Origin of the sequence: Azospirillum soli (assembly GCF_017876165.1) — a bacterium.
Classification (GTDB): domain Bacteria; phylum Pseudomonadota; class Alphaproteobacteria; order Azospirillales; family Azospirillaceae; genus Azospirillum; species Azospirillum soli.
Genome location: NZ_JAGINQ010000005.1, coordinates 51526 through 72412, shown reverse-complemented (window position 1 = coordinate 72412; position 20887 = coordinate 51526). Strand labels below are relative to the sequence as shown.

Below are 20887 nucleotides of genomic sequence, written 5' to 3'. Positions count from 1 at the left end.
AGGAGGGCGATGAACGCGTTTTTTCTGTTCACGGGCAGCGGCCCGCTGGTGATTCTGACCTCCTACAACGCGATCGAGGATCCCGAACTGCTGCGCAAGCTGGCGACCAAGGGCATCGACAAGTTCGTCGCCCACTCCATTCCGCTTTCCCTGGCAAAGGAACGCTACGGCCGGCATTTCGACATGGTGTGCCAGGACCTTCGCGAAACCGACGACCTGCGCGTTCTGGACTACAACGGCCAGCACGCGCTGCACCTGTTCCACTTCCGCGAAATGGGACCGCCGACCGCGCATGAGCCGTCGTCGCGCTGGTGATCGGGGGTGCATCGATGAAGGCGATGATCCTGCCGGAGCCGCGCAGGACCCTGGTTTCCGCCACCCTGCCCGATCCGGAACCGGGGCCGCGCCAGCTGCTGATCCGGGTCCACACCTGCGCGGTGTGCCGGACCGACCTGCACGTCATCGACGGAGAGCTTCCAAACCCCAAACGCCCCCTTGTCCCCGGCCACGAGATCATCGGAACGGTGCTCGACACGGGACCGTTGGTGGAGCGCTTCAAGCTCGGCGACCGGGTCGGGGTGCCGTGGCTGGGGTGGAGTTGCGGGGAATGCGCCTATTGCCGCTCGGGTCGGGAGAATCTGTGCGACCGGGCACTCTACACCGGCTACCAGATCGACGGTGGCTATGCCGAACTGACCGTGGCGGACGAGCGTTACGCCTTCCCCATCGACCCTTCCTATTCGGACCTGGAGGCCGCGCCGCTGATGTGCGCCGGCCTGATCGGCTACCGCGCCCTGCGCATGGCGTGTGAAGGGGCCGGCGACGGGGAGTGCCTCGGCCTCTACGGTTTCGGGGCCGCCGCGCACATCGTGGCGCAGGTCGCCCGCCACCAGGGGCGGAGGGTCTTCGCCTTCACCCGCCCCGGCGACGACGCGGCGCAAGGGCTAGCCCGCGCGCTCGGCGCGGCCTGGGCCGGCGGCTCCGATGAGGCGCCGCCGGAACCGCTCGACGCGGCCATCCTGTTCGCCCCGGTCGGGGCGCTGGTGCCCACCGCGTTGCGGGCGGTCGCCAAGGGCGGAACCGTCGTGTGCGCCGGCATCCACATGAGCGACATCCCCTCCTTCCCCTACGGCATCCTATGGGGGGAGCGGGTCGTGCGCTCGGTCGCCAATCTGACGCGCCGCGATGGGGAGGAGTTCCTGGCTCTCGCCCCGCGGATCCCGGTCCGGACGCGGGTCACGCCTTTTCCACTCGCCCAGGCAAACGAAGCCGTCGCCGCCCTGCGTGGCGGCGCCATTGCAGGGGCGGCGGTGCTGACGCTGTGAGCGCCTTCAGGTCAGAAAGCGGAAGCAGTGCTCGTCGTAACAGACCGGCGGCAGCTTGCGCGAACGCAGCGCCGTGTTCAGCGCCGACAGGTTCCGCCGGCCGATTTCATGGGCCAGTTCGGGGTCCGGACCATTGTAGAGATGCCGCAGATAGGCGGCCAGGATAACGCCGTCGGTGCCGTCATGGTCGGCCGCTTTCCTCAGCGCCTCGGCCAGGAGCGTCACGGAACCTTCCGTTACAACGGGACGTGCGATGAGTTCGACGTTCATTGAGGATCCTCCCGTAAGATTTTATACCTTCAGCCTTCTCGCCTCGGCTGGTCTTGCGAGCAGACATGTTGTGATTAGCCCGCATTGATCCAAGACGAGGGTCTCGCAAGCGAACGTTCTATGTCTTGATTCAGATCATCTCTCCCGCGCCATATCCGGAAGAGCCGCCCCTATGCTTTCGAAAGCGGCAAAAGCAATCGTAGCAATTTCCTCCGCAAAGGAATGAGTCTTGAATTAGGGCTACCCCAAAAGGCGCAGGCGGACACTCGCCCGCATCCTTGATGTCCGGCCTCGTCCCGCGTAGTTCAGCTTCATCACCGGTTCCGGGGTGACCAGATCGATGAGCATGGCCGCGAAACGCGCCGCGACGATCCCTTTCCGCTATCTGGGTTTCGGGCTGCTCACCGTGCTTGGCCTGCGGCGGCGCGGCTTCTTCATTCCGCACCGTTACGCCGAATCCCTGCCCGACGCGGACCCGGCCCCACCCTACGCCCCGTGCGAGGCGCTGTTCGACCGCCACCGGGCGGATTTCGCGGCGGTGCTCGCCGACATGGACGTCCACGCCGACGCCCTGCTGGCCATCGGGCGCGAGCCGCCGCCGCAGCCCCGGTGGCGGCAGGACTGGTTTCCCCGGCTGGACGCCGCAGCCGCCTACGCGCTGGTCCGTCGGCATCGGCCCCGGCGCATCGTCGAGATCGGCTGCGGCCACTCCACGCGCTTCCTGGCGCGCGCCGTGCGCGACGGCGGCACCGCCTGCACCCACACGGTGATCGATCCGCAGCCGCGCGCCGACATCGGCGACCTGCCCGTTACCCTGATGCACGCCCTGGTCCAGCGGGTGGACAGCGCCCCCTTTGCGGCCCTGGACGCTGGCGACATGCTGTTCATCGACGGCAGCCATATCCTCGTGCCCGGCAGCGATGCCGACCACCTGTTCAACCGCGTCCTTCCGGCGCTCCGGGCCGGGGTTCTGGTCCACATCCACGATATCCTGCTGCCCGATCCCTACCCGCCCGCTTGGCGCTGGCGCGGCTACAACGAGCAGCTGGCGGTCGCGGCCTTGCTGTCGGGCGGCGCCTTCACGCCGCTGTTCGCCAGCCACTACGCCGCGACGCGCATGGCCGCCGAGGTGGCCGGCAGCGTCGCCGGACAACTGCCCCTGCCGGACGGCGCCATCGAATCCAGCCTGTGGCTGCGCAAGGTGAGCGCACCCCTGGGCGCGCTTCCTTAAGTGACCTGCCGCGTCGGTGTCGCTGAAGACCCATCAAGCGCGGGTGGGCCGCCCCTGATCCGGCAACACCCGTTATGGCGGCGCGCTCGGGTAGGCATCCCCTTGCGGAAGCAAGCGCCGGAATTCATCACGGACAATCCGGTAGCAATCGCAAGCGACCTCCTCCAACCCAACCGGGTCCGTGATCGTGATGTGCCCGCGCGTGTGGCGGATCATACCCGCGTTCTGCAAATCGTTCAGGGTCACGGTGACTCCGGCCCGCCGAACACCAAGCATGATGGCAAGATACTCATGGGTGAGCGGGAAGTCGTCGCCCGTGCGGTCCCGGGTCATCAGCAGCCAACGGGCGCACCGCTCCTCGATGCCGTGCAGACGGTTGCATGCGACCGATTGAGCGACCTGATTGAAGTGCGCCTGGGCAAAGCGCAACAGCTTGGCCCGCAGCGTATCGCCTTGGCGCAGCGCGGCCGTGAGCGCCTGGGCCGATATCCGCCAGCCATTGCCGGGGACCTCCATGTCGCACTGCTGAGGCATCCGATCGCTCTCCAACAGGACCGATGTTCCAACCAGCCCTTCGTTCCCGATGGTACCCACCTCCACCGCGCCGCCATCCGGCAGGACGGTGATCAGGGAGGCGCAGCCCTGCTCAATGAACCACGCCTGCGTGATGGGCTCATCCGCCCGGAAGAACGTCATTTTGTGCGGCAACGGGACGGGCGTCAGGTGGGGACGAAGCAACGCCTCCTCGGCAGGCGATAGACTTCTCAGGATGTAGTTTCTGCTTTCCATGGCGCTGCTCTCCGCATTCGCCGCGCAAGACGTCCGATGGAGCCAACAGCCGGGCGCCATCCGTTTGCATGTCCGCCAGCTGCGCAGAACGGGACGAGGGCGAGGCGCAACGCACCGGTGAAACCGGCAACAGGTGTCTGATCCTTTTTGTACGGAAACGGACAGTCAGAAGCACCGCAACCGGTGCATTGCTGAATGCGCCCATCGTTAGCGCGAGAACAAGCCGTCATGTCGCAAAAGGATCTTGAAGAGCTGTTGCGCCGCCATCGGGAGGTCATGGAGCAGGCGCGCGCCGTCGTTGATGAATCGAGGCGTCTTCGTGCCGCCAGCAAGGTGTCGCGGTCCGCAAACGAGAGAAAAAGCAAGCCTGAGGATCCATCAAAGTAGCGGATGCGCTGCTCATCGAAGGCGCAGCGGCAACAGCCTCTTAGCCGAGGCTGGGCGCGGGATCGAAGAAACGGAGAGCCCGCCGCTTCTTGAGGCGGCCGAGATGCTCCAGCAATTCAGCCACGTTCTCCGCCTCGACGCGGAGCAGACCGACCTGTTGCATGCCTTCGAAAATGACCGGATGTCCGGTGCCGGTATCGAACACCGTCCAGCCGGAGCCCTCGTAGTCGGGCCTTATTTCATAACGATTCGCCATACCCCCAGCATGGCTTTTTGCAGCGCAGTATGACACGGGGAATAAGGATATCCCCGCCACCCCCGACGCGCTGGCGCCTCCCCCAAGGGAGAGGGATAAGCGGTGATCCATTTACAGTATTGTAGCTGGGGATTGAGCCGCTGCCGATGACACGGGATGTGGATCGCGATAGCCGTCTTGCTCGGGGGATCCTTGGGCGTTTCGATTCCCGCCATTGCCACCGAGGCAGCGGCCACGGGGGCAGGGGCCACGCAGCGCTGGGTGGCTCCCTCCGCCATCGTATCCACGACCGGAACCGGCATTTTGAAGCTGTGCCGCGACTGGATGATCGTGCACAGCTGCCGGGAATACGGGGACATCGACATTCCGGCCCGCGTCGCCATCGGCGACGAATTCGAAATCACGTTCGGAAGCAATCCGAAAACCATTCGCTTCCAGGTCAAGGGCGTCTTGCTCCAGGACCACGGCTGCCTGCTGATCCCCAACTACGAGTCGATGCCGGCTGACCTGAGCCCCGACCCGACGTCCGACATGGTGATCGTGAAGGACTGCACGGTGATCCGGTGACGGCCAAGTTCTTGCTTGGTTCCGGGCATTCGGCTACTCTGCGCCGGTCAACGCTCAAATTGTCTCCGTATGAAACGCGCCCGCCGTCGGGCCACGCCGGCGCTTGGCCTGACCGACCGGAAAGGCACGCCATCGTAGGCTCGGCCAACCAAAGGGCGGCCCGACAGCCGTTGCAGAAGACCCCCGTTAACCAATGCAACATACACCGAAGAAATGCTGCACGATGTTGCACTGGCTAACGTCGAATAACGAACCCGCCCGCCACCGCTGCACAATGGACGCATACGAACGAACACGAACAACACCTTGAACAGAAAAGAGAAAGCCGGGATTTCACCCATTGTGCAGAATCGCCCCACTGCACAATCTGCACAACGATGCACAATCCGCGAACGGGCGGATCACCCACCCGTTCCCGAATGATCGCGACGTGGCCCACGCACGACCGAGAGACGGTCGGCTGGGATACCCAGGGCAGCCATGGCCGTCGCCACGATGGCGCGGGCGGACAGCCCAGCCTCTTCATACTGCCGCTCGGGCGAGTCCTGATCGATGAAGCGGTCCGGCAGGACCATGGGGCGAATCTTCAGCCCGCCGTCGAGCAGGCCGGAGGTGGCGAGGAACTGCAGCACGAAGCTGCCGAAGCCGCCGACCGAGCCCTCCTCGATGGTGATCAGCACCTCGTGGTGCAGCGCCAGCTGGCGCACGAGGTCTTCGTCCAGCGGCTTGGCGAAGCGCGCGTCGGCCACCGTGGTCGACAGCCCGCGCGCGGCCAGCTCCGCCGCCGCCTTGCGCGCCTCGCCCAGCCGCGCCCCGTAGCTGAGCAGCGCCACCTTGGAGCCCTCCTGCACCACCCGGCCCTTGCCGATGGGCAGGATGAGGCCGCGCTCCGGCATCTCCAGCCCGACGCCCTCGCCGCGCGGGTAGCGCAAGGCCGAGGCGCGGTCGTCGATGGCCGCCGAGGTCGCCACCATGTGCATCAGCTCGACCTCGTCGGCCGCCGCCATCAGCACGATGTCGGGCAGGCAGCCGAGATAGGCCACATCGAACGCCCCGGCGTGCGTCGCCCCGTCCGCCCCGACCAGTCCGGCGCGGTCGAGCGCGAAGCGCACCGGCAGGTGTTGCAGCACCACGTCGTGCACCACCTGATCGTAGGCGCGTTGCAGGAAGGTCGAGTAGATGGCGCAGAACGGCTTGAAGCCCTCGGTGGCCAGCCCCGCCGCGAAGGTCACCGCGTGCTGCTCGGCGATGCCGACGTCGAAGCAGCGGTCGGGAAAGCGCTGGCCGAACAGGTCCAGGCCGGTGCCCGACGGCATGGCGGCGGTGACCGCCAGCACGCGCCGGTCGGCCTCGGCCTCGGCGATCAGGGCGTTGGCGAAGACGCGGGTGTAGGTCGGCGCGTTGGACTTGGGCTTGGCCTGGGCGCCGGTGATGACGTCGAATTTGGTGACAGCGTGCAGCTTGTCGGCCGAGGCCTCGGCCGGGGCGTAGCCCTTGCCCTTCTTGGTGACGACGTGGATCAGGACGGGCTTGTCGTCCTCGGCGTCGCGCACGTTCTGCAACACCGGCAGCAGGTGGTCCAGGTTGTGCCCGTCGATGGGGCCGATGTAGTAGAAGCCCAGCTCCTCGAACAGCGTGCCGCCGGTCACCATGCCCCGCGCGTACTCCTCCGCCCGGCGCGCCGCCTTGCGCAACGGGCGCGGCAGTTGGTCCGCCAAATCCTCGGCGATGTGGCGCAGGGTCAGGAAAGGCTTGGAGGAAATCAGGCGCGACAGGTAGGCGCTGAGCGCCCCCACGGGTGGGGCGATGGACATGTCGTTGTCGTTCAGGATCACGATCACCCGGCTCTGGCCGGAACCGATGTTGTTCATCGCCTCATAGGCCATGCCGGCGCTCATCGCGCCGTCGCCGACTACGCAGACCACATGGTTCCTGCGGCCCAGCCGGTCGCGCGCCACCGCCATGCCAAGCCCGGCGGACATGGCCGTCGAGCTGTGCGCCGCCCCGAAGGGGTCGTACGCGCTCTCTGTCCTCTTGGTGAAGCCGCTGAGGCCGCCGCCCATGCGCAGGGTGCGGATGCGGTCGCGCCGCCCGGTCAGGATCTTGTGCGGGTAGCACTGGTGCCCGACGTCCCAGATCAGCCGGTCGGACGGCGTGTCGAAGACGTAATGCAGGGCGACGGTCAGTTCGACCACGCCGAGGCCGGCGCCGAGATGGCCGCCGGTGACGGACACCGCGTCGATGGTCTCCACGCGCAGTTCGTCGGCCAGCTGGCGCAACTGTCCGGCCTTGAGGGCGCGAAGCTCGGCGGGGGTGGGAACGGTGTCGAGAAGGGGGGTTCTGCTGGTCACGGCTCCGTGCTCCTTCCCCGTTCCGCGCGCCTGTTTCGGGCTTTTGCGCGCGTGTTGTTCTTGGATTCGAACTCCTGGATTTGAACAAGGGTGAAAGCTGTCGGAAGGGTGCGCCAGCATCCCGCGGGTATGATACGGTAAACTACCGCTCCCGCGCGTTCAGGCGTCCTTGCGCCCTTTGAGCACGAAAGAATGCCGGACGATGCCGTTGATCCCGACCTTCGATGGCATGGCCGAAAGCCGGCCAGGACAACCGCCGACCTTTTCTTCGTTCAGGAGCCCCCGCCGGATGACCGGCTGTTCCAGGGGGGCATCGACTGGCAGCGGATGACCTTCTACGACGACCGCGACGGCCATGCCTCGTACCGCGCCTTCGTGAAGCAGCGCCGTGCCATCGGCTGGGCGATCCAGAACCACCGCGGCTTCATCACCCTCACCAGTCCGGAGCGGAGCAGCCGCAAGATCATCATCGTCGCCAACGCCCCGGGAGTGGGCGGGCAAGGGCGTGCCGCGCTGCGCGACTGGATGGTCCGACAGCAGGCGTCACCCTCCATCGTCATCCATCGTGGGCACAGCTACCACGAAGACAGGACGATGTCCGAGATCGCCTCGGCGACGGCGCTGGTCTTCTGGGGCTCCTGCGGCGGTCAAGTGCGGCTTGCCGCCACGCTGGAGCAGGCACCAGACGCGCAGGTGCTGGCGACCCAGAACATCGGCATGTCGAGCATCAACCAGACCTTGTTGCGGATCATCGAGGAACGGTTGCTGAACAGCGGCGTCATCGACTGGAACGCTGTCTGGGCCGGCGCCCAGGCGCAGATCAACGACCAATATTTCTCGCCCTATAAGCGGCCCGACCAGAATTCCACCAATCTGGCCCTGAGAGGCTGGTGCATGTGGGTGGAACGGTCGAAGCACCCGCAGACCTGACCGATCCATGCTGTCGGCCAAGCGGCGTCCGTTCGCCATACCCGCGAACCGTCCGGCCGAAGGCCACAATACGTTTAAAACCACTCTTGACATGTGCGTCGTAGTTGACAGAACGACCGTCACCCGACACCCTTTGCAGGAACGGACACCCCGACTTCCGTTCGAGGAAGAACAATAACTTGTGTTCGATGGCCCAGCCGATGCCCGTGACCGAACCGAGACTCTGGCACGAGGCTGAGCGGCCATGATGCACCGCATCCGCATCGCTCGCACCCCGCGCACGCTTTACACGGCGCTGGTCCGGAACGGCGAGCCCGTCATCGATTCGGCCACCCTCATCCTGAAGCGGCTGCGCGGCGAGCTTCCGTCCGCCTGGGGCATGCTGCTGGCCGAACCGCGTCAGAGTGTGGACACCATCGACTGGTGGGGCGAAGGCCTGGGCAACCCCACGCCGCTGCACGCGGTGCCGGCCCATGAGCGCGCCAAGCTGCTGGCGGTCCTGAAGGAGCGGCTGGAACACGTCCGCTCCATCGCCGAGCGAGCGCGCGCCGGCAATCCGGAACTGGCCGAACTGATCCGGCTGGCCACGCAGTTCCCCGACGACAGCTGCGTCTATTCGGTGGCCGGGCAGCCGTGCGTCATCTTCTGGGGACACGCCACCGCCGGAGCGGCTCTTCTGGTTTCCGCGACGGCGACCGCCGCGCCGGTGGCTACGGGAGCCGCACCGCCCCCGGTCAGCGCCCCTCAAAACACCGCCTCGCCTGCCCCCAGTCCAACGCCGGCAACCCCGCCCCCCACACCGAACCCCACACCGGTCTTGGCCGTGCCCGGCTGGCGGGCTGGAATGATTGCCGGCTTGACCGTCCTGCTGCTCTTGTTGCTCTTCGCCGGCCTCGCCTTCTGGCTGCGCTGGTGGCCGGTCCCGCTGCTCATCGGCGGCGACCTGCAAGCCCGCCTGCGGCTGGAGGACGACCGGTCCGCGACGCTTCAGGCCGAACTTGACGCGCTGGAGGCCCGCTTGCAGGACGCGCGCAAGTCCTGCCGCGCGCCGGAGCCGGGCGCGGCGGCGCTGCCGCTTCCCCTTCAGCCGCCATCCGCGCCACCGTCCACACCGCCGGTCATCGCCGCGCCGGATCCGAAGCCGACGCCGGCACCGGCCCTGCCGCCGGTCGCAGCGGTGGAAGCACCGCCCGCCGCTCCGGCCGAGCCTCCGCTGCCGAAAAGCAAGCCCACGCCGCCGCCAACTCCTTCACCGGCACCTGCCCCGGCACCCGCCGTCGCGCCGGAAGCGCTGCCCGCTCCGGCACAATCCAAGCCGAAGGCACAGCCACAGCAGGCCGCAACCTGCCCGTCGCCGCGCCAGCCGTGGGAGGCCCCGGAAGTGGTGTTCGCCCTGGATGCATCCGGCAGCATGGCCTTTCCCTTTGGCATGTCCGACGCCGAGGAGGCGGCGATGATCGCTGGCGTCCGGCGCGGCGATCCGGCGGCCCTGGCGCGGGCCGGCGCGATCAACGCCAACCGTGCCGGCGACCGCCGCATCGACCATGCCAAGCGGGCGACGAAGGCCGCCGTGGACAAGCTGCCGGGCGATGTGGACGCCGGCCTGATCGTCTTTGGCAACTGCAAGAGCACGGACAATTTCAGCTTCTTCAAGAAGGGCGAGCGGCCCCGGCTGCACGGCATCGTGGACGGCATCCAGCCGCAGCAGGGCACGCCGCTGGCGCGCGGCATCGAACGCGCCGCGACCATGATGGACGGCTCCGATCCCAAGAAGCCGGCGGTCATCGTGGTCCTGTCGGACGGGCACGATTCCTGCGGCGCCGACCCCTGCGCCGCCGCCCGCCGGCTGAAGGCGCAGAAGCCGGGGCTGGTCATCAACGTCGTCCAAGTCACCAACGGCGATTCCGCGTCCTGTCTGGCGCGGGAGACCGGCGGGCGGGTCTTCAACGCCCAGGATGTCGGCGGCCTGATGCCGGCCGTGCAGAAGGCCACGGGCCAATCCCCCATCCCGGCCGAATGCCGGGGGCAATGAGGTCGTCGATGTCGATGGGAGCATGGCTGCGCTCGGAACCGTTGAGCGCCTATCAGGCGAAAGGGGCGCACGGCGACCCGGCCTTCCGCTCGGCCGCCCAGCTGCGGCGCGCGGTTCAGGTGCGGCTGGGTGGCGACACCGCCGACTTCCTCGCCGTGCCCAAAATCAACGAGCAGGGCGACCGGATCGACTGGTACGCCCCCTTCCCCGGCGACGTGGTGCCGCCCGCAAGCCAGACGGAGGAGGAGCGCGCCGACGCCCACGCCCAGGCCAGGGCCATGCAGGAACGCATACGCGCAGCGGCCACGGAACACCGGGCGCGGGCAACGACCCGCGACGACACGCTGTTCGCCGACCTGCTGACGGCGGCGGCGGAATTCCCGGACGGCAATCACGTCTATCTGGTCGATGGCCGTCCGGTGGCGACCTTCTGGGGCTTCACCCACATCGGCCTGGACGAGACCAGTTGGGCCATCCGCCCGCCGGTCGTCGCCCCCGCCCCGGACCCGGTGCCGGAGCAAGCCGCCCCATCCGTCGCCCCGGTTCCGCCACCGCCGGTGGCGCGCAGCTGGTTCCCGTTCCTGGCAGGCTGCCTGCCCTTTCTGCTGCTGCCGCTGCTGGCCCTGGGCCTGCTGTTCGGGTTGCGCGGCTGCGCGCCCGATTTGGTGGAACCCTATGTGGCCCGCGTCGCGCCCAGCCTGCCGGATCTGTTCGGCTGGACCAAGCCGGCCGAGCCGGAGCGCCCGGCCGAACCGCCGACCGTGGTGGTCGAGCGCCCCATGGTTCCGACCGTGCCCCCGACGCCCGATGCAGTAACGCCCGATGCCGTGCCCGCCGTCCCGGTCACGCCCGTCGTCCCGGCCGACCCCGCGCCGGAGGCAACCGCCCCCATGCCCCCGCCGCCCCTGCCGGAGCACAAACCCACCCCGCCCGCCGTTCCCCCAGCCACGCTGCCGCCGCCCGCACCCGGCCCCCTCGTCATCCCCGAGGAGGCGCGCAAGCAAGGCCGGGTGGACTTCCTGGAAGGCAACTGGCGTTCCAGGACCGACCTGTACGAGACGCGGTCCGGGCAGCCGGTGGTGGTGGACTACAGCTTCGACCGCAAGGGTGGCGGCACCCTGACCATCCGGCAGAAGAACGGCGTAGTCTGCCAGGGGCCCGCCCAGGCGCGGATGCAGGACGGACGCCTGACCATCGACGGGCTGAACGACCCGACATGCAGCGACGGCTCCGCCTTCACGCGCTCGCGGATCGACTGCACGGTCGGCGAGGGCGGGCGCGCCGCCTGCCAGGGCCGTCATTCGAACGGCCGCACCTTCCAAGTCGACATGCAACGCTAGGCCAACCGGGAAAGCGCTCGAATGCTTGCGGAACTGCGCAAATACGACGAAGTCACCTCGCTCATCATGAAGAGCGGCATCCAGTTCCTCGACGTGGGTCTGGTGCTGAAGACGGCTGGCAGCATGCCCGCCGGCTTCGTGCGTGACGGCGGCGGCCTGGGGCTGATCCGCCTCGACTACGACCGGGAACAGGGCGACTACCACCTGCCCGGCGACAGCCGCGCCCGCAAGAACCCGCAGATCGAAACGCTGCTGAAGGACACGCTGGCCCTGTTCGACCGGCAGTGGCTGCCGATCCCGGTGCTGCGCCGCCGCCCGGACGGCGGGTTCCACGAAGGGCCGACCAACTGGGCGCGTGCCCGCCTCGTACAGCTGGCTGAGGGGGAGGACCCCAAGCACACGCACCGCCTGACCATCGCCTTCGACACCACGGTGATGGACGAGGACGGCACGCTCTACCTGCGCCCGACCGGGGAGGACGTGCGCAGCGGCCATCTGTTCCAGTTCACCGACGACGCCAGGGTTGCCGCCGGTTTCGCCTCCCTTCCCTGGGTGGACGCGTGGCTGCGCGAACAGTTCGAGGCGGCGGCCAAGCGCCGGCGCATGCACCAGGACGACCTCGCCGCCGAACTGGCCGACTTCAAGCACCGTGCCCATTTCCTGCATCTGCTGAATCTCATCCTGGCCGCCGTGGCGGTGCCGCAGATCAAGGTGATCGCCAACCGGCCGGACGCCCTGCACCGCCCGGTGCCGGTGGATTTGATCCTCGACCTCGGCAACGCGCGGACCTGCGGCATCCTGATCGAGGAGACGCCCGGTTCCTCCAACCGGCTCGGCGACGTGCACGCGCTGGAACTGCGCGACCTGGGCGAGCCGCAGCTCGTCTGGCGCGAGCCGTTCCAGTCGCGCGTCGAGTTCGCGCAGGCCCATTTCGGCAAGGACCATCTGTCGGTGCAGAGCGGCCTGGGCGACGCCTTCCTGTGGCCGACCATCGCGCGGGTCGGGCCGGAGGCGATGCGGCTGGCCGGGCGGCGCCGGGGCACGGACGGGGCGACCGGCCTGTCCAGCCCCAAACGCTATCTGTGGGACGAGAACGAATACCCCACCGCGTGGCGCTTCAACGCCCCCCCGACCGGTGGCGCGTCCTGGGACGAGCCGCACGCTACCGCCGCCCCCTTCACCAACCACATCGACCAGAAGGGCGAGGCGCTGTTCGCCGAGGACGGCAGCGGCATGCCGGTCTTCATGCCGCACTACTCCCGCTCGTCCCTGATGACCTTCACGCTGACCGAGATCCTGGTGCAGGCGCTGACTCAGATCAACGCCCCCTCGCAGCGCCAGCGCTCCAGCCACGCCGACCTGCCGCGCCACCTGCGCCGCATCATCCTGACCGTGCCGCCCTCCATGTCGGTGCAGGAGCAGGCCATCTACCGCGAGCGCGCCAACCAAGCGTTGCGGCTGGTGTGGACGACGCTGGGCTGGCACCCGGAGGATTACGGCCCGGAGGTCAGCCCGCACTGCTGGCCGAAGATGCCCGACCTCGTCATGAACTGGGACGAGGCGACCTGTTCGCAGGTTCTCTACCTCTACAACGGGATCGTCTGGCATTTCGCTGGCAACGCCGAGCCCTTCTTCGCCACCATGCGCCGCCCGCGTCATGGGGAAGTGCCGGGGCGCAAACTGCGCGTCGCCTCGCTCGACATCGGCGGCGGCACCACGGATCTGGTGGTGACGGATTTCTCGCTGCACGGCGAGGGCATCAACCCCGACATCATCCCGGATCAGCTGTTCCGCGAGGGCTTCAAGATCGCGGGCGACGACATCCTGCTGCGCGTCATCCAAGCGGTGGTGGTCAAGGCCATCCAGCAGCACATGGCCGCCTGCGGCGTCCCCGACCCGCGCCTGCTGGTCGAGGAGCTGATGGGGCCCCATGCGACCGAGGCGCAGAAGGCCATGCTGCGCCAGCAGTTGGCCGTGCAGGTGCTGCACCGCATCGGTCTGGCCGTGCTGTCGGCCTACGAAGGGTACGACCCGGTGACCGGCGCGCCGGTGGAGGTTCGGGCCGTCCAGGACTTCTTCGACGTCGCCAGCCAGCCGAGCGAGAAGGTCGTCGCCTATGTGAACGACGCCGTGAGCGCGGCCGGCGCGACCGGCTTCGACCTGCGCACCGTGCCGGTGACCATCGACCTGGGATCGCTGCACGCCCTGTTCTGGGATTGGGAGATCCACAAGGTGCTGCGCTGCCTGTGCGAAGCGGTGCGGGCCTACGACTGCGACGTGCTGCTGCTGTCCGGCCGTCCGTCGCGGCTGCCGGCGGTGCGCGAGATGCTCCAGGCCGAACTGCCTCTGCCGCCGGATCGTGTGGTGCCGCTGCATTCCTTCCGCATCGGCAGCTGGTACCCGTTCCAGAAGAACGGCCGCATCGGCGACCCGAAGACCACGGCGGCGGTCGGCGCCATGCTGTGCGAGCTGGGGCGCTGCGGCAACCTGCGCAACTTCGCCCTGTCGGCCGACCGCCTGTTCGTGAAGTCCACGGCGCGTTACGTCGGCTTCCTCGACCTCGTCGGGACCATCACCCAGGACAACGTGCTGGACGAGCTGGACGTGGACGTCCGCCCTTCCGACGAGACGGGCGGGGCGGAAACGCAGGACCTCGCCAAGACGCACGTCTACCGGGGCATCGTGCAGCTGGGCTTCCGCCAGCTGCCCATCGCCCGCTGGCCGGCGACGCCGCTGTACCTGATGCACGCCGTGCCCGAACGGGCGGAGGCCGCGCGCGCCGCCGCCCCGCTGCTGACGCTGAAGCGCACCGTGCGCATTCCCAGCGCCGATCAGGTCCGCCGGGGCCGCAAGCCGCCCTTTGCGGTGGAGGATTACGGCATTTCCACGGCCGAACCGACCAACTCCGTCGCCGGCTTCCGCTCCTCCGACGTGAAGCTCAGCCTGCACACCCTGCCCTACACCGGCGTGGGGGAGAGCGGCTATTGGATCGACACCGGCGCCGTCGCCCTGCAGAAGTGAGAGAGCCGTCATCATGACCATGGATGGAAAGCCGCTTTCCGACCTCTGCCAGAATGCCTTCGAGGCCGCCGGACAGGCGATTTCCTGGATCGGCGACACCCGCGCCGACGCGCCGCGCCTGGACCGCGAGGGCGATGCGCTGACGCTTCAGCTGCGCCAGACCCGCAACCACTTGCGCCGCCTGCGCTGCGCCGCCGAACAGCCGCTCGCCATCGGCTTCTTCGGGGAGAGCCAAGTCGGCAAGTCCTACCTCGTCTCCGTCTTGGCGGCTGGGACCGATGGGCAGCTGGAAACGCAGCTCGGCGGGGACCGGCTGAACTTTCTGAAGCACGTCAACCCAGTCGGCCACGGCAAGGAGGCGACCGGCCTCGTCACCCGCTTCACCTGCCAGCCGGGCGGCGCGCCGTCCAGCCACCCCATCGACGTGCGGCTGCTGTCCGAGGCGGACATCGTCAAGATCCTCGGCAACAGCTATTACCGCGACTTCAACCAGCAGACCGCCACCCAGGTCAGCGACGAGACCATCAAGACCCGTCTGGCGGAACTGCGCGGCAAGGTCCAGGCGCAGCCCACTGGCGACCTGACGCCGGAGGACGTGATCGACGTCGCCGACTATTTCGGCCATCATTTCAAGGCGTCCATGGAGCGTTACGCGCGCTTCTGGAAGGAGGCGCCGGACCTCGCCCCGCGTCTGGCACCGGAGGACCGCGCCCGCCTGTTCGGCCTGCTGTGGCAGGACGTGCAGCCCTTCACCGACTGCTGCCTGATGCTGACCCGCGCGCTGGGGACGCTCGGCCACGCGGAGCGCGCCTACTGCCACCTGTCCGCGCTGGTCGAGCGGCGCGGCGGCGCCTCCAGCACGGAAACGGACTTCAGCAAGGAAAAGGGCATCATCAACGTCCAGACGCTCTGGCATCTGGGCAAGGACGGCGCCGACGCCGTGCCGCTGCTGCCGGTCCGAGACGGCGAGGCTGGGGCGGAGGTGTCGCTGCCCCGCTCCGTCCTCGCCGCGCTGGTCGCGGAGCTGCGCTTCGTGCTGGCCGACCCGCCGACCGCCGATCTGGTGAAGCGGGTGGACCTGCTGGACTTCCCCGGCTATCGCGGGCGCCTGAACGTCACCAGCGTGGCGGAGGTGACGCACCAGTCGCGCTCCACCGCCAACGCCGACCCGGTGGCGGAACTGTTCCTGCGCGGCAAGGTCGCCTACCTGTTCGAGCGCTACACCGCCGACCAGGAAATGAACCTGCTGCTGCTTTGCGTCGCCTCCTCCCGCCAGCCGGAGGTGGCGGCGGTCAAGGACGCGGTGTCCGCCTGGGTGCGCCAGACCCAGGGCGCCACGGCGGCGGAACGGCGCCGCCGCGCCGCCGGCCTGTTCTTCGTCATCACCCGATTCGACGAGAAGGTGGCCCCCATGGCCGCCGAAACGGACGAATCCCGCCGCATCGTCTGGTCCGACCTGATGAAGATGGCGCTGGAAAAGATCGGCGGGGAAGACTGGGTGGCCGACTGGAACGGCCGCCCCTTCGACAACACCTTCCTGACCCGCAAGCCCCGGCTCGCCGGATCGGTGATCGCCGTCGAAGGGCCGATCGAAAGCGGGGTCGAGACCGGCTATCTGCCCGGCCAGAAGGAGCGGCTGGACAAGCTGCGCGACGCCTTCCTGAACGAACCGCTGGTCCGCGAACACATCGCGGAGGCGCCGGACGCCTGGGAGGCCGTGATCGGGCTGAACGACGGCGGTGCTGACCGGCTGGTCGCCAAGCTGTCGGCCGCCGCCGACCCGTCGCAGAAGACCGGCCGCATCGAGGAGCTGCTCGCCCACGAATGCCGCCGCCTGCGCGACGGCGTCGGCACCTTCTATTCCGGCGCCGGAGCGGAGGCGGAGGAGCGGGTTCTCACCGATTTCGACCGCCTGCTGGAAGGCCTCAACCCCGATTTCCTGGGCGGCATTCTCGCCAGCCTGTACCCCTCGGCGGAGCGGCTGCGCTCGCTCTATTTCGGCGCGGGCGAGAAGGCGGAGGCCGAGACCCCGGCCGCACGCCCGCAACGCAGCCGCCTGGACCTGTCCGCCCTGCGCAGCGCCGCCCCCGCCGCCAGCGCCGCGCCGAAACCCAAGTCCGGCCGCGCGGCGGACTTCGCCCGCGCCGTGCTGCGCGACTGGCAGGAGCAGTTGCAGGCCTTCCCCGAGGACGAGGCGCTGCTGCGCCATCTCGGCAACCTGCCTCGCGATTCCGCGCTGTTCATCACGCGGGAGCTGCGCCGCGCCGCCTCCGCCCGAAACCTGGAGGACCGCATCGTCCAGGCCATTGAGGCGGCGGAGGCCAACGTCGGCGCCCAGTGGGAGGCGCTGGTGGACCGGCAGGTGCTGACCGCGTCTATGGCGATCAGCCGGCTCATCGACTACCTCGGCATGCTGGAGCGCCCGCCATCCGCCCGCCCGGCCCGCCCCGGCGACGACAGCCCGGTTTTCGCCGACCCGCCGCCGGCCGGCGCCTATCCGGACCTGCCGGAGGAGGAGACGCCCAGCCCCTTCGCCATCGACTGGCTGCTGTCTCTGCGCCAGAGCGCGCTGGACAACCTGGGCCATTCGGAATCCAGCGAGATCCCGCCACACGCCAACCAGCGCCTCGGCCGCATCCTGGCCGCGCTGCCCGCCACATTGCCCACCACGGGCGCCTGAGCACGAGGGAGACCCCGGCATGCGCGCCGACATCACCACCCACCCGCGCCTTGGCCCCGGCCATGGGCAGATCACCCTGGGCGCCGGGGCCACCGCTCCGGACGCCATCGCCATCGAGCGCAACCAGAGTTCCGCGCGCTGGCTCGGCCCCAACGGCTGGCAGGCGCACGAGCACGCCTTCAGCGTCGGGCCGGATCTGGAAGCCGGCGTCGAGGCCGGCCAGACGGTCCTGACGGTTGGCCCGGTCATCGTAGAACCGCTTCTGGAGGCGCAGGCGACCGCCGCCGCCTTCCGCCTGCACGTCCATGGCGCGACGAAGAGCACCGCGACGCTCAGCGTGCGCGGCCTGCTCGGCAGCCGGGCGCGCGCCGCAGAACCGCCATCGCCACCGCCGCCTCCCCCACCACCACTACCTCCTCCGCCGCCGCCACCACCGCCGCCCCCTCCTCCGCCGCCGATCAACGATCCACCAGGGGTCGGGTTGATCGCCGCCGGGATCGTGCTCGTCCTTGCCGTGGCCGGCGGGGCGGCGTGGTTCGTCCTGAAACAGACGGACGAGACGCCCATCCAGACCGCCGCTGCGCCGCCCCCGGCGCCCGCGCCGCAGGACATCCGCGCCGAGGTCCGCGCCTTTCTGGAACGCACGCCGGCGGCGGCCGACGCGCGCGGCAAGGGTGACGAACTCGCCAAGGGCGGAAAGCTGGACGGCGCGCTGCTGGTCTACCGCTACGCGGCGGAGAAGGGCGACGGCGACGCCGCCCTGGCGCTCGCCCGCATGTACGATCCAGCGACCTTCAACCCGCAGACCAGCCCACTGCCCGGCCCCAACGCCGACACGGCCCAACGCTGGTACGAGGCAGCGGCGGGCGCGGGTTCGGTCCCGGCGCAACGGCGCCTCGGCACCCTGCTGAAGGACAGCAACCCGCCGAAAGCTCTGGAATGGCTGAAAAAGGCCGCCGCCGCCGGCGACGCTGAGGCCGCGACCCTCGCCGCCGCGCTGGAGAAGAAGTGATGCCGCCGCGTTCTCCCGCCCTTTCCGCCCTCCTCGCCGCGCTGTGCCTCACGCTGGCCGCACCCATCGCCACGCACGCGGCGCCGGAGCGGACGCCATTGCTGATGGAAGGCAAGAAGACGCTGCACCAGCGCGTGCTGACGCGCCCCGGCGCCGCGCTGGCCCCGGCACCCGGCGCCGCCGCCAAAGGCACCGAACTGCCGGCGCTCTCCATCCTCTACGTCTACGACCGCAAGACGGTCGGCGACGCGGAATGGCTGGAAGTCGGCCCGAACAGCCGGGGCGAGGTGAAGGGCTGGGTCAGGGCCGATGCGACGCTGCCCTGGAAGCAGCAGTTGACGCTTGCCTTCACCAACCCGGCCGGGCGCGACCGCGCGCTGCTGTTCAAGGACAAGGCCGGCGTGCTGTCGGTGCTGGAATCCGCAGATCCGGGGACAGCGGCCAAGCCGCTGCTCACCGCCGCGACCAAGCCGCCTCTGCCGGCAAACTCGCCGGTGATGTCGATCGAGCCGGAAACCCACGTCGATTTCAACAAGCAGTTCTACCTGCTGCCGATCCTCCAGGCGGAGGAGGCGTACCACGGCGCCGGCTTCCCCGTGCGGGTGCTGGAGGTCGCCTCGGTCACCGCCCGGCCGGAGAAGGCACCCGACCAGCCGGCGCCCGACCGCACGCTGGCGTTGCGCAATTTCACCGCCAACGTGGTGTTCGTGATCGACAGCACGATCTCCATGGATCCCTACATCGACCGCACGCGCGAGGCGGTGCGCCGCATCTACGCCCGCGTGGCCGAGGCCGGGTTGGGGTCCAAGGTGCATTTCGGGCTGGTCGCCTTCCGCTCCTCCACCACGGCAACGCCGGGGCTGGACTATGTCTCCAAGCTGTTCGCCGACCCCAACAAGGTGGCGAACGGCGACGCCTTCCTGGCCCAGGTGAAGGGCCTGTCCCAGGCCAAGGTGTCGAGCGCCCGTTTTGACGAGGACGCCTTCGCCGGGGTGATGACCGCGCTTCGCGACATCGACTGGTCGGAGGCCGGCGGACGCTACGTCGTTCTCGTCACCGACGCGGGCGCGCTGAAGGGCGGCGACCCACTGTCGGAAACGAAGCTCGACGCGGAGCAGGTGCGGCTGGAGGCGGAACAGCGCGGCGCCGCCATCTACACGCTGCACCTGAAGACGCCAGCCGGTAAAGCGAGCCACGCTCAGGCGCAGGCCCAGTATCAGGCGCTGTCCTTCAACCGGGCGCTGAACAAGCCGCTCTATTACGACGTCGAGGCCGGTTCGGTGGAGCGGTTCGGCGCCACGGTGGACGCGCTCGCCGACGCCATTGTCAATCAGGTCAAAGTCGCCGCCGACGGCAAGATGTCGGAGGACGCTCCGGCCGCCGCACCGGAAAAGGATCCGGCCAAGCGCGCCGCCGACGACGCCCGGCTGGTCGGGCGGGCGATGCAGCTGGCCTATCTCGGCCGCGTCGAGGGGACGGAGCCGCCGCGCCTGCTGCGCGCCTGGATCGCCGACCGCGACTTCGCGAAGCCCGACCTCGCCACCACCGACGTGCGGGTGCTGCTGAACAAGAACCAGCTGTCCGACCTTCGCCAAGCGGTGAAAGGCATCGTGGATGCGGGCCAAGCGGCGCAGCTGACGCCCGACGACTTCTTCAAGCGCCTGCGCTCGGCCGCCGCTGTGCTGGGCCGCGACCCCAACCAGATGAACCGGCCGGACGCGCTGAAGCTGGGCGACCTCGGCCTGCTCGGCGAATACCTCGACGACCTGCCCTACAAGAGCAAGGTCATGAGCATCGACCAGCAGACCTGGAGCCGCTGGTCCATCGGCGAGCAGCAGGCCTTCCTGGACGAGTTGGAGCGCAAGCTGCGCCTTTACCAGATCTACCACGACGACACCGCCCGCTGGATCGCGCTGGACGAGGGCGGCAGCGCCGCCGATGCCGTCTTCCCGGTGCCGCTGGAGGCGCTTCCGTGACCGACGTCCTCCGGCTGGAGGGGGTGACGCGCCGCCATGGCGAGGGAACGGCCTCCTTCCGGGTGGAGGTGGGGCGCCTTGCTGTCGCGGCCGGGGAATGCGTGGCGCTGACCGGCCCGTCTGGATCGGGGAAAAGCACGCTGCTGGACCTGCTGGGCCTGATCGGCGCGCCGGAAAGTGCCGAGCGTTTCACGCTGACGACGGCGGGCGAATCGCTGGACGTCGCCGGGCTGTGGGCGCGGCGCGACCGCGACGCGCTCGCCGACGCGCGGGGCAGCGGCATCGGCTATGTGCTGCAAACCGGCGGGCTGCTGCCCTTCCTGACGGTGCGCGAGAACATTGCCCTGTCCTGCCGGCTGAACCGCCAGGGCAGCGCCCGGCGAGTGGCAACGCTGGCCCGCGTGCTGGGGGTGGAGCGGCTGCTCGACCGCAAGCCGCGCGACCTGTCCATCGGCGAGCGGCAGCGCGTCGCCATCGCCCGCGCGCTGGCGCACGGGCCGTCGCTGATCCTGGCCGACGAGCCGACCGCCTCCCTCGACCCCGCCAACGCGGAGCGGGTCATGGCCCTGCTGCTGGAGGTCACGCGCCACATGAAGGTCGCGGCGGTGGTGGCCAGCCACGATTGGGACCTGCTGGCCCGGCATCGCGTGCGCCGCGTCACGGCGGATCTGTCCGCCGCCCAGGACGGCGCGGTCGTCGCGCGCTTCAACGGGTGAGCGC

At 69.1% G+C, this 20887-nt stretch carries 16 protein-coding genes; 12 read left to right on the top strand and 4 right to left on the bottom strand.

Annotated elements, in window-relative coordinates:
* Nucleotides 1–9 precede the first annotated feature (9 nt).
* Both J2852_RS10025 and J2852_RS10020 read left to right on the top strand, forming a co-directional pair.
* Nucleotides 10–315, top strand: coding sequence for a hypothetical protein (locus tag J2852_RS10025; RefSeq protein ID WP_209874715.1), 306 nt, complete (start codon nucleotides 10–12; stop codon nucleotides 313–315).
* 14 nt (nucleotides 316–329) lie between these two features.
* Complete coding sequence (locus J2852_RS10020) at nucleotides 330–1325, top strand: zinc-dependent alcohol dehydrogenase family protein (protein WP_209874712.1); 996 nt, start codon at nucleotides 330–332, stop codon at nucleotides 1323–1325.
* 6 nt (nucleotides 1326–1331) lie between these two features.
* Here the strand turns inward: J2852_RS10020 and J2852_RS10015 are convergent, their stop codons facing one another.
* Nucleotides 1332–1550 carry a hypothetical protein gene (locus tag J2852_RS10015; RefSeq protein ID WP_209874709.1) on the bottom strand — a complete coding sequence of 73 codons (219 nt, stop codon included), beginning with the start codon at nucleotides 1548–1550 and terminating at the stop codon, nucleotides 1332–1334.
* Nucleotides 1551–1935: 385 nt separating this feature from the next.
* Between J2852_RS10015 and J2852_RS10010 the strand changes: the two genes are divergently transcribed.
* Nucleotides 1936–2826: a class I SAM-dependent methyltransferase gene (locus J2852_RS10010; RefSeq protein ID WP_246499464.1), complete on the top strand. Its 891-nt coding sequence runs from the start codon at nucleotides 1936–1938 to the stop codon at nucleotides 2824–2826.
* Between the two features lie 72 nt (nucleotides 2827–2898).
* Here the strand turns inward: J2852_RS10010 and J2852_RS10005 are convergent, their stop codons facing one another.
* Both J2852_RS10005 and J2852_RS10000 read right to left on the bottom strand, forming a co-directional pair.
* Nucleotides 2899–3615 carry a Crp/Fnr family transcriptional regulator gene (locus J2852_RS10005; protein WP_209874706.1) on the bottom strand — a complete coding sequence of 239 codons (717 nt, stop codon included), beginning with the start codon at nucleotides 3613–3615 and terminating at the stop codon, nucleotides 2899–2901.
* Nucleotides 3616–4042: 427 nt separating this feature from the next.
* A complete protein-coding gene (locus tag J2852_RS10000) occupies nucleotides 4043–4258 on the bottom strand; it encodes a hypothetical protein (RefSeq protein WP_209874703.1) in 216 nt (71 codons plus the stop codon).
* A 156-nt stretch (nucleotides 4259–4414) separates the two neighbouring features.
* On the opposite strand from J2852_RS10000, the gene J2852_RS09995 reads away from it, so the two are divergent.
* Nucleotides 4415–4825, top strand: coding sequence for a hypothetical protein (locus J2852_RS09995; protein ID WP_209874701.1), 411 nt, complete (start codon nucleotides 4415–4417; stop codon nucleotides 4823–4825).
* A 401-nt stretch (nucleotides 4826–5226) separates the two neighbouring features.
* On the opposite strand, the gene dxs is transcribed toward J2852_RS09995, so the two are convergent.
* A complete protein-coding gene (gene dxs, locus J2852_RS09990) occupies nucleotides 5227–7176 on the bottom strand; it encodes a 1-deoxy-D-xylulose-5-phosphate synthase (protein ID WP_343206715.1) in 1950 nt (649 codons plus the stop codon).
* Nucleotides 7177–7368: 192 nt separating this feature from the next.
* Here dxs and J2852_RS09985 point away from each other — a divergent pair, with 192 nt between their 5' ends.
* The 8 genes from J2852_RS09985 (at nucleotide 7369) to J2852_RS09950 (ending at nucleotide 20883) form a co-directional block, all read left to right on the top strand.
* On the top strand, nucleotides 7369–8106 hold the full coding sequence (locus J2852_RS09985; protein ID WP_209874695.1) for a hypothetical protein: 738 nt from the start codon (nucleotides 7369–7371) through the stop codon (nucleotides 8104–8106).
* Nucleotides 8107–8350: 244 nt separating this feature from the next.
* Nucleotides 8351–10138, top strand: coding sequence for a VWA domain-containing protein (locus J2852_RS09980; RefSeq protein WP_209874692.1), 1788 nt, complete (start codon nucleotides 8351–8353; stop codon nucleotides 10136–10138).
* 8 nt (nucleotides 10139–10146) lie between these two features.
* Nucleotides 10147–11478, top strand: coding sequence for an SrfA family protein (locus J2852_RS09975; protein WP_209874689.1), 1332 nt, complete (start codon nucleotides 10147–10149; stop codon nucleotides 11476–11478).
* Nucleotides 11479–11499: 21 nt separating this feature from the next.
* Entirely contained in the window at nucleotides 11500–14499 is a 3000-nt protein-coding gene (locus J2852_RS09970; RefSeq protein ID WP_209874687.1) for a virulence factor SrfB, read from the top strand.
* 13 nt (nucleotides 14500–14512) lie between these two features.
* Complete coding sequence (locus J2852_RS09965) at nucleotides 14513–17179, top strand: virulence factor SrfC family protein (protein ID WP_209874686.1); 2667 nt, start codon at nucleotides 14513–14515, stop codon at nucleotides 17177–17179.
* Nucleotides 17180–17198: 19 nt separating this feature from the next.
* The gene (locus J2852_RS31465) at nucleotides 17199–18191 is read left to right on the top strand and encodes an SEL1-like repeat protein (RefSeq protein ID WP_246499462.1); all 993 of its coding nucleotides are present in this window, start codon (nucleotides 17199–17201) and stop codon (nucleotides 18189–18191) included.
* Nucleotides 18191–20167 carry a vWA domain-containing protein gene (locus tag J2852_RS09955; RefSeq protein WP_209874684.1) on the top strand — a complete coding sequence of 659 codons (1977 nt, stop codon included), beginning with the start codon at nucleotides 18191–18193 and terminating at the stop codon, nucleotides 20165–20167. Before J2852_RS31465 ends, J2852_RS09955 begins: the two co-directional genes overlap by 1 nt.
* Complete coding sequence (locus J2852_RS09950; protein ID WP_343206714.1) at nucleotides 20164–20883, top strand: ABC transporter ATP-binding protein; 720 nt, start codon at nucleotides 20164–20166, stop codon at nucleotides 20881–20883. Before J2852_RS09955 ends, J2852_RS09950 begins: the two co-directional genes overlap by 4 nt.
* Nucleotides 20884–20887 lie beyond the last annotated feature (4 nt).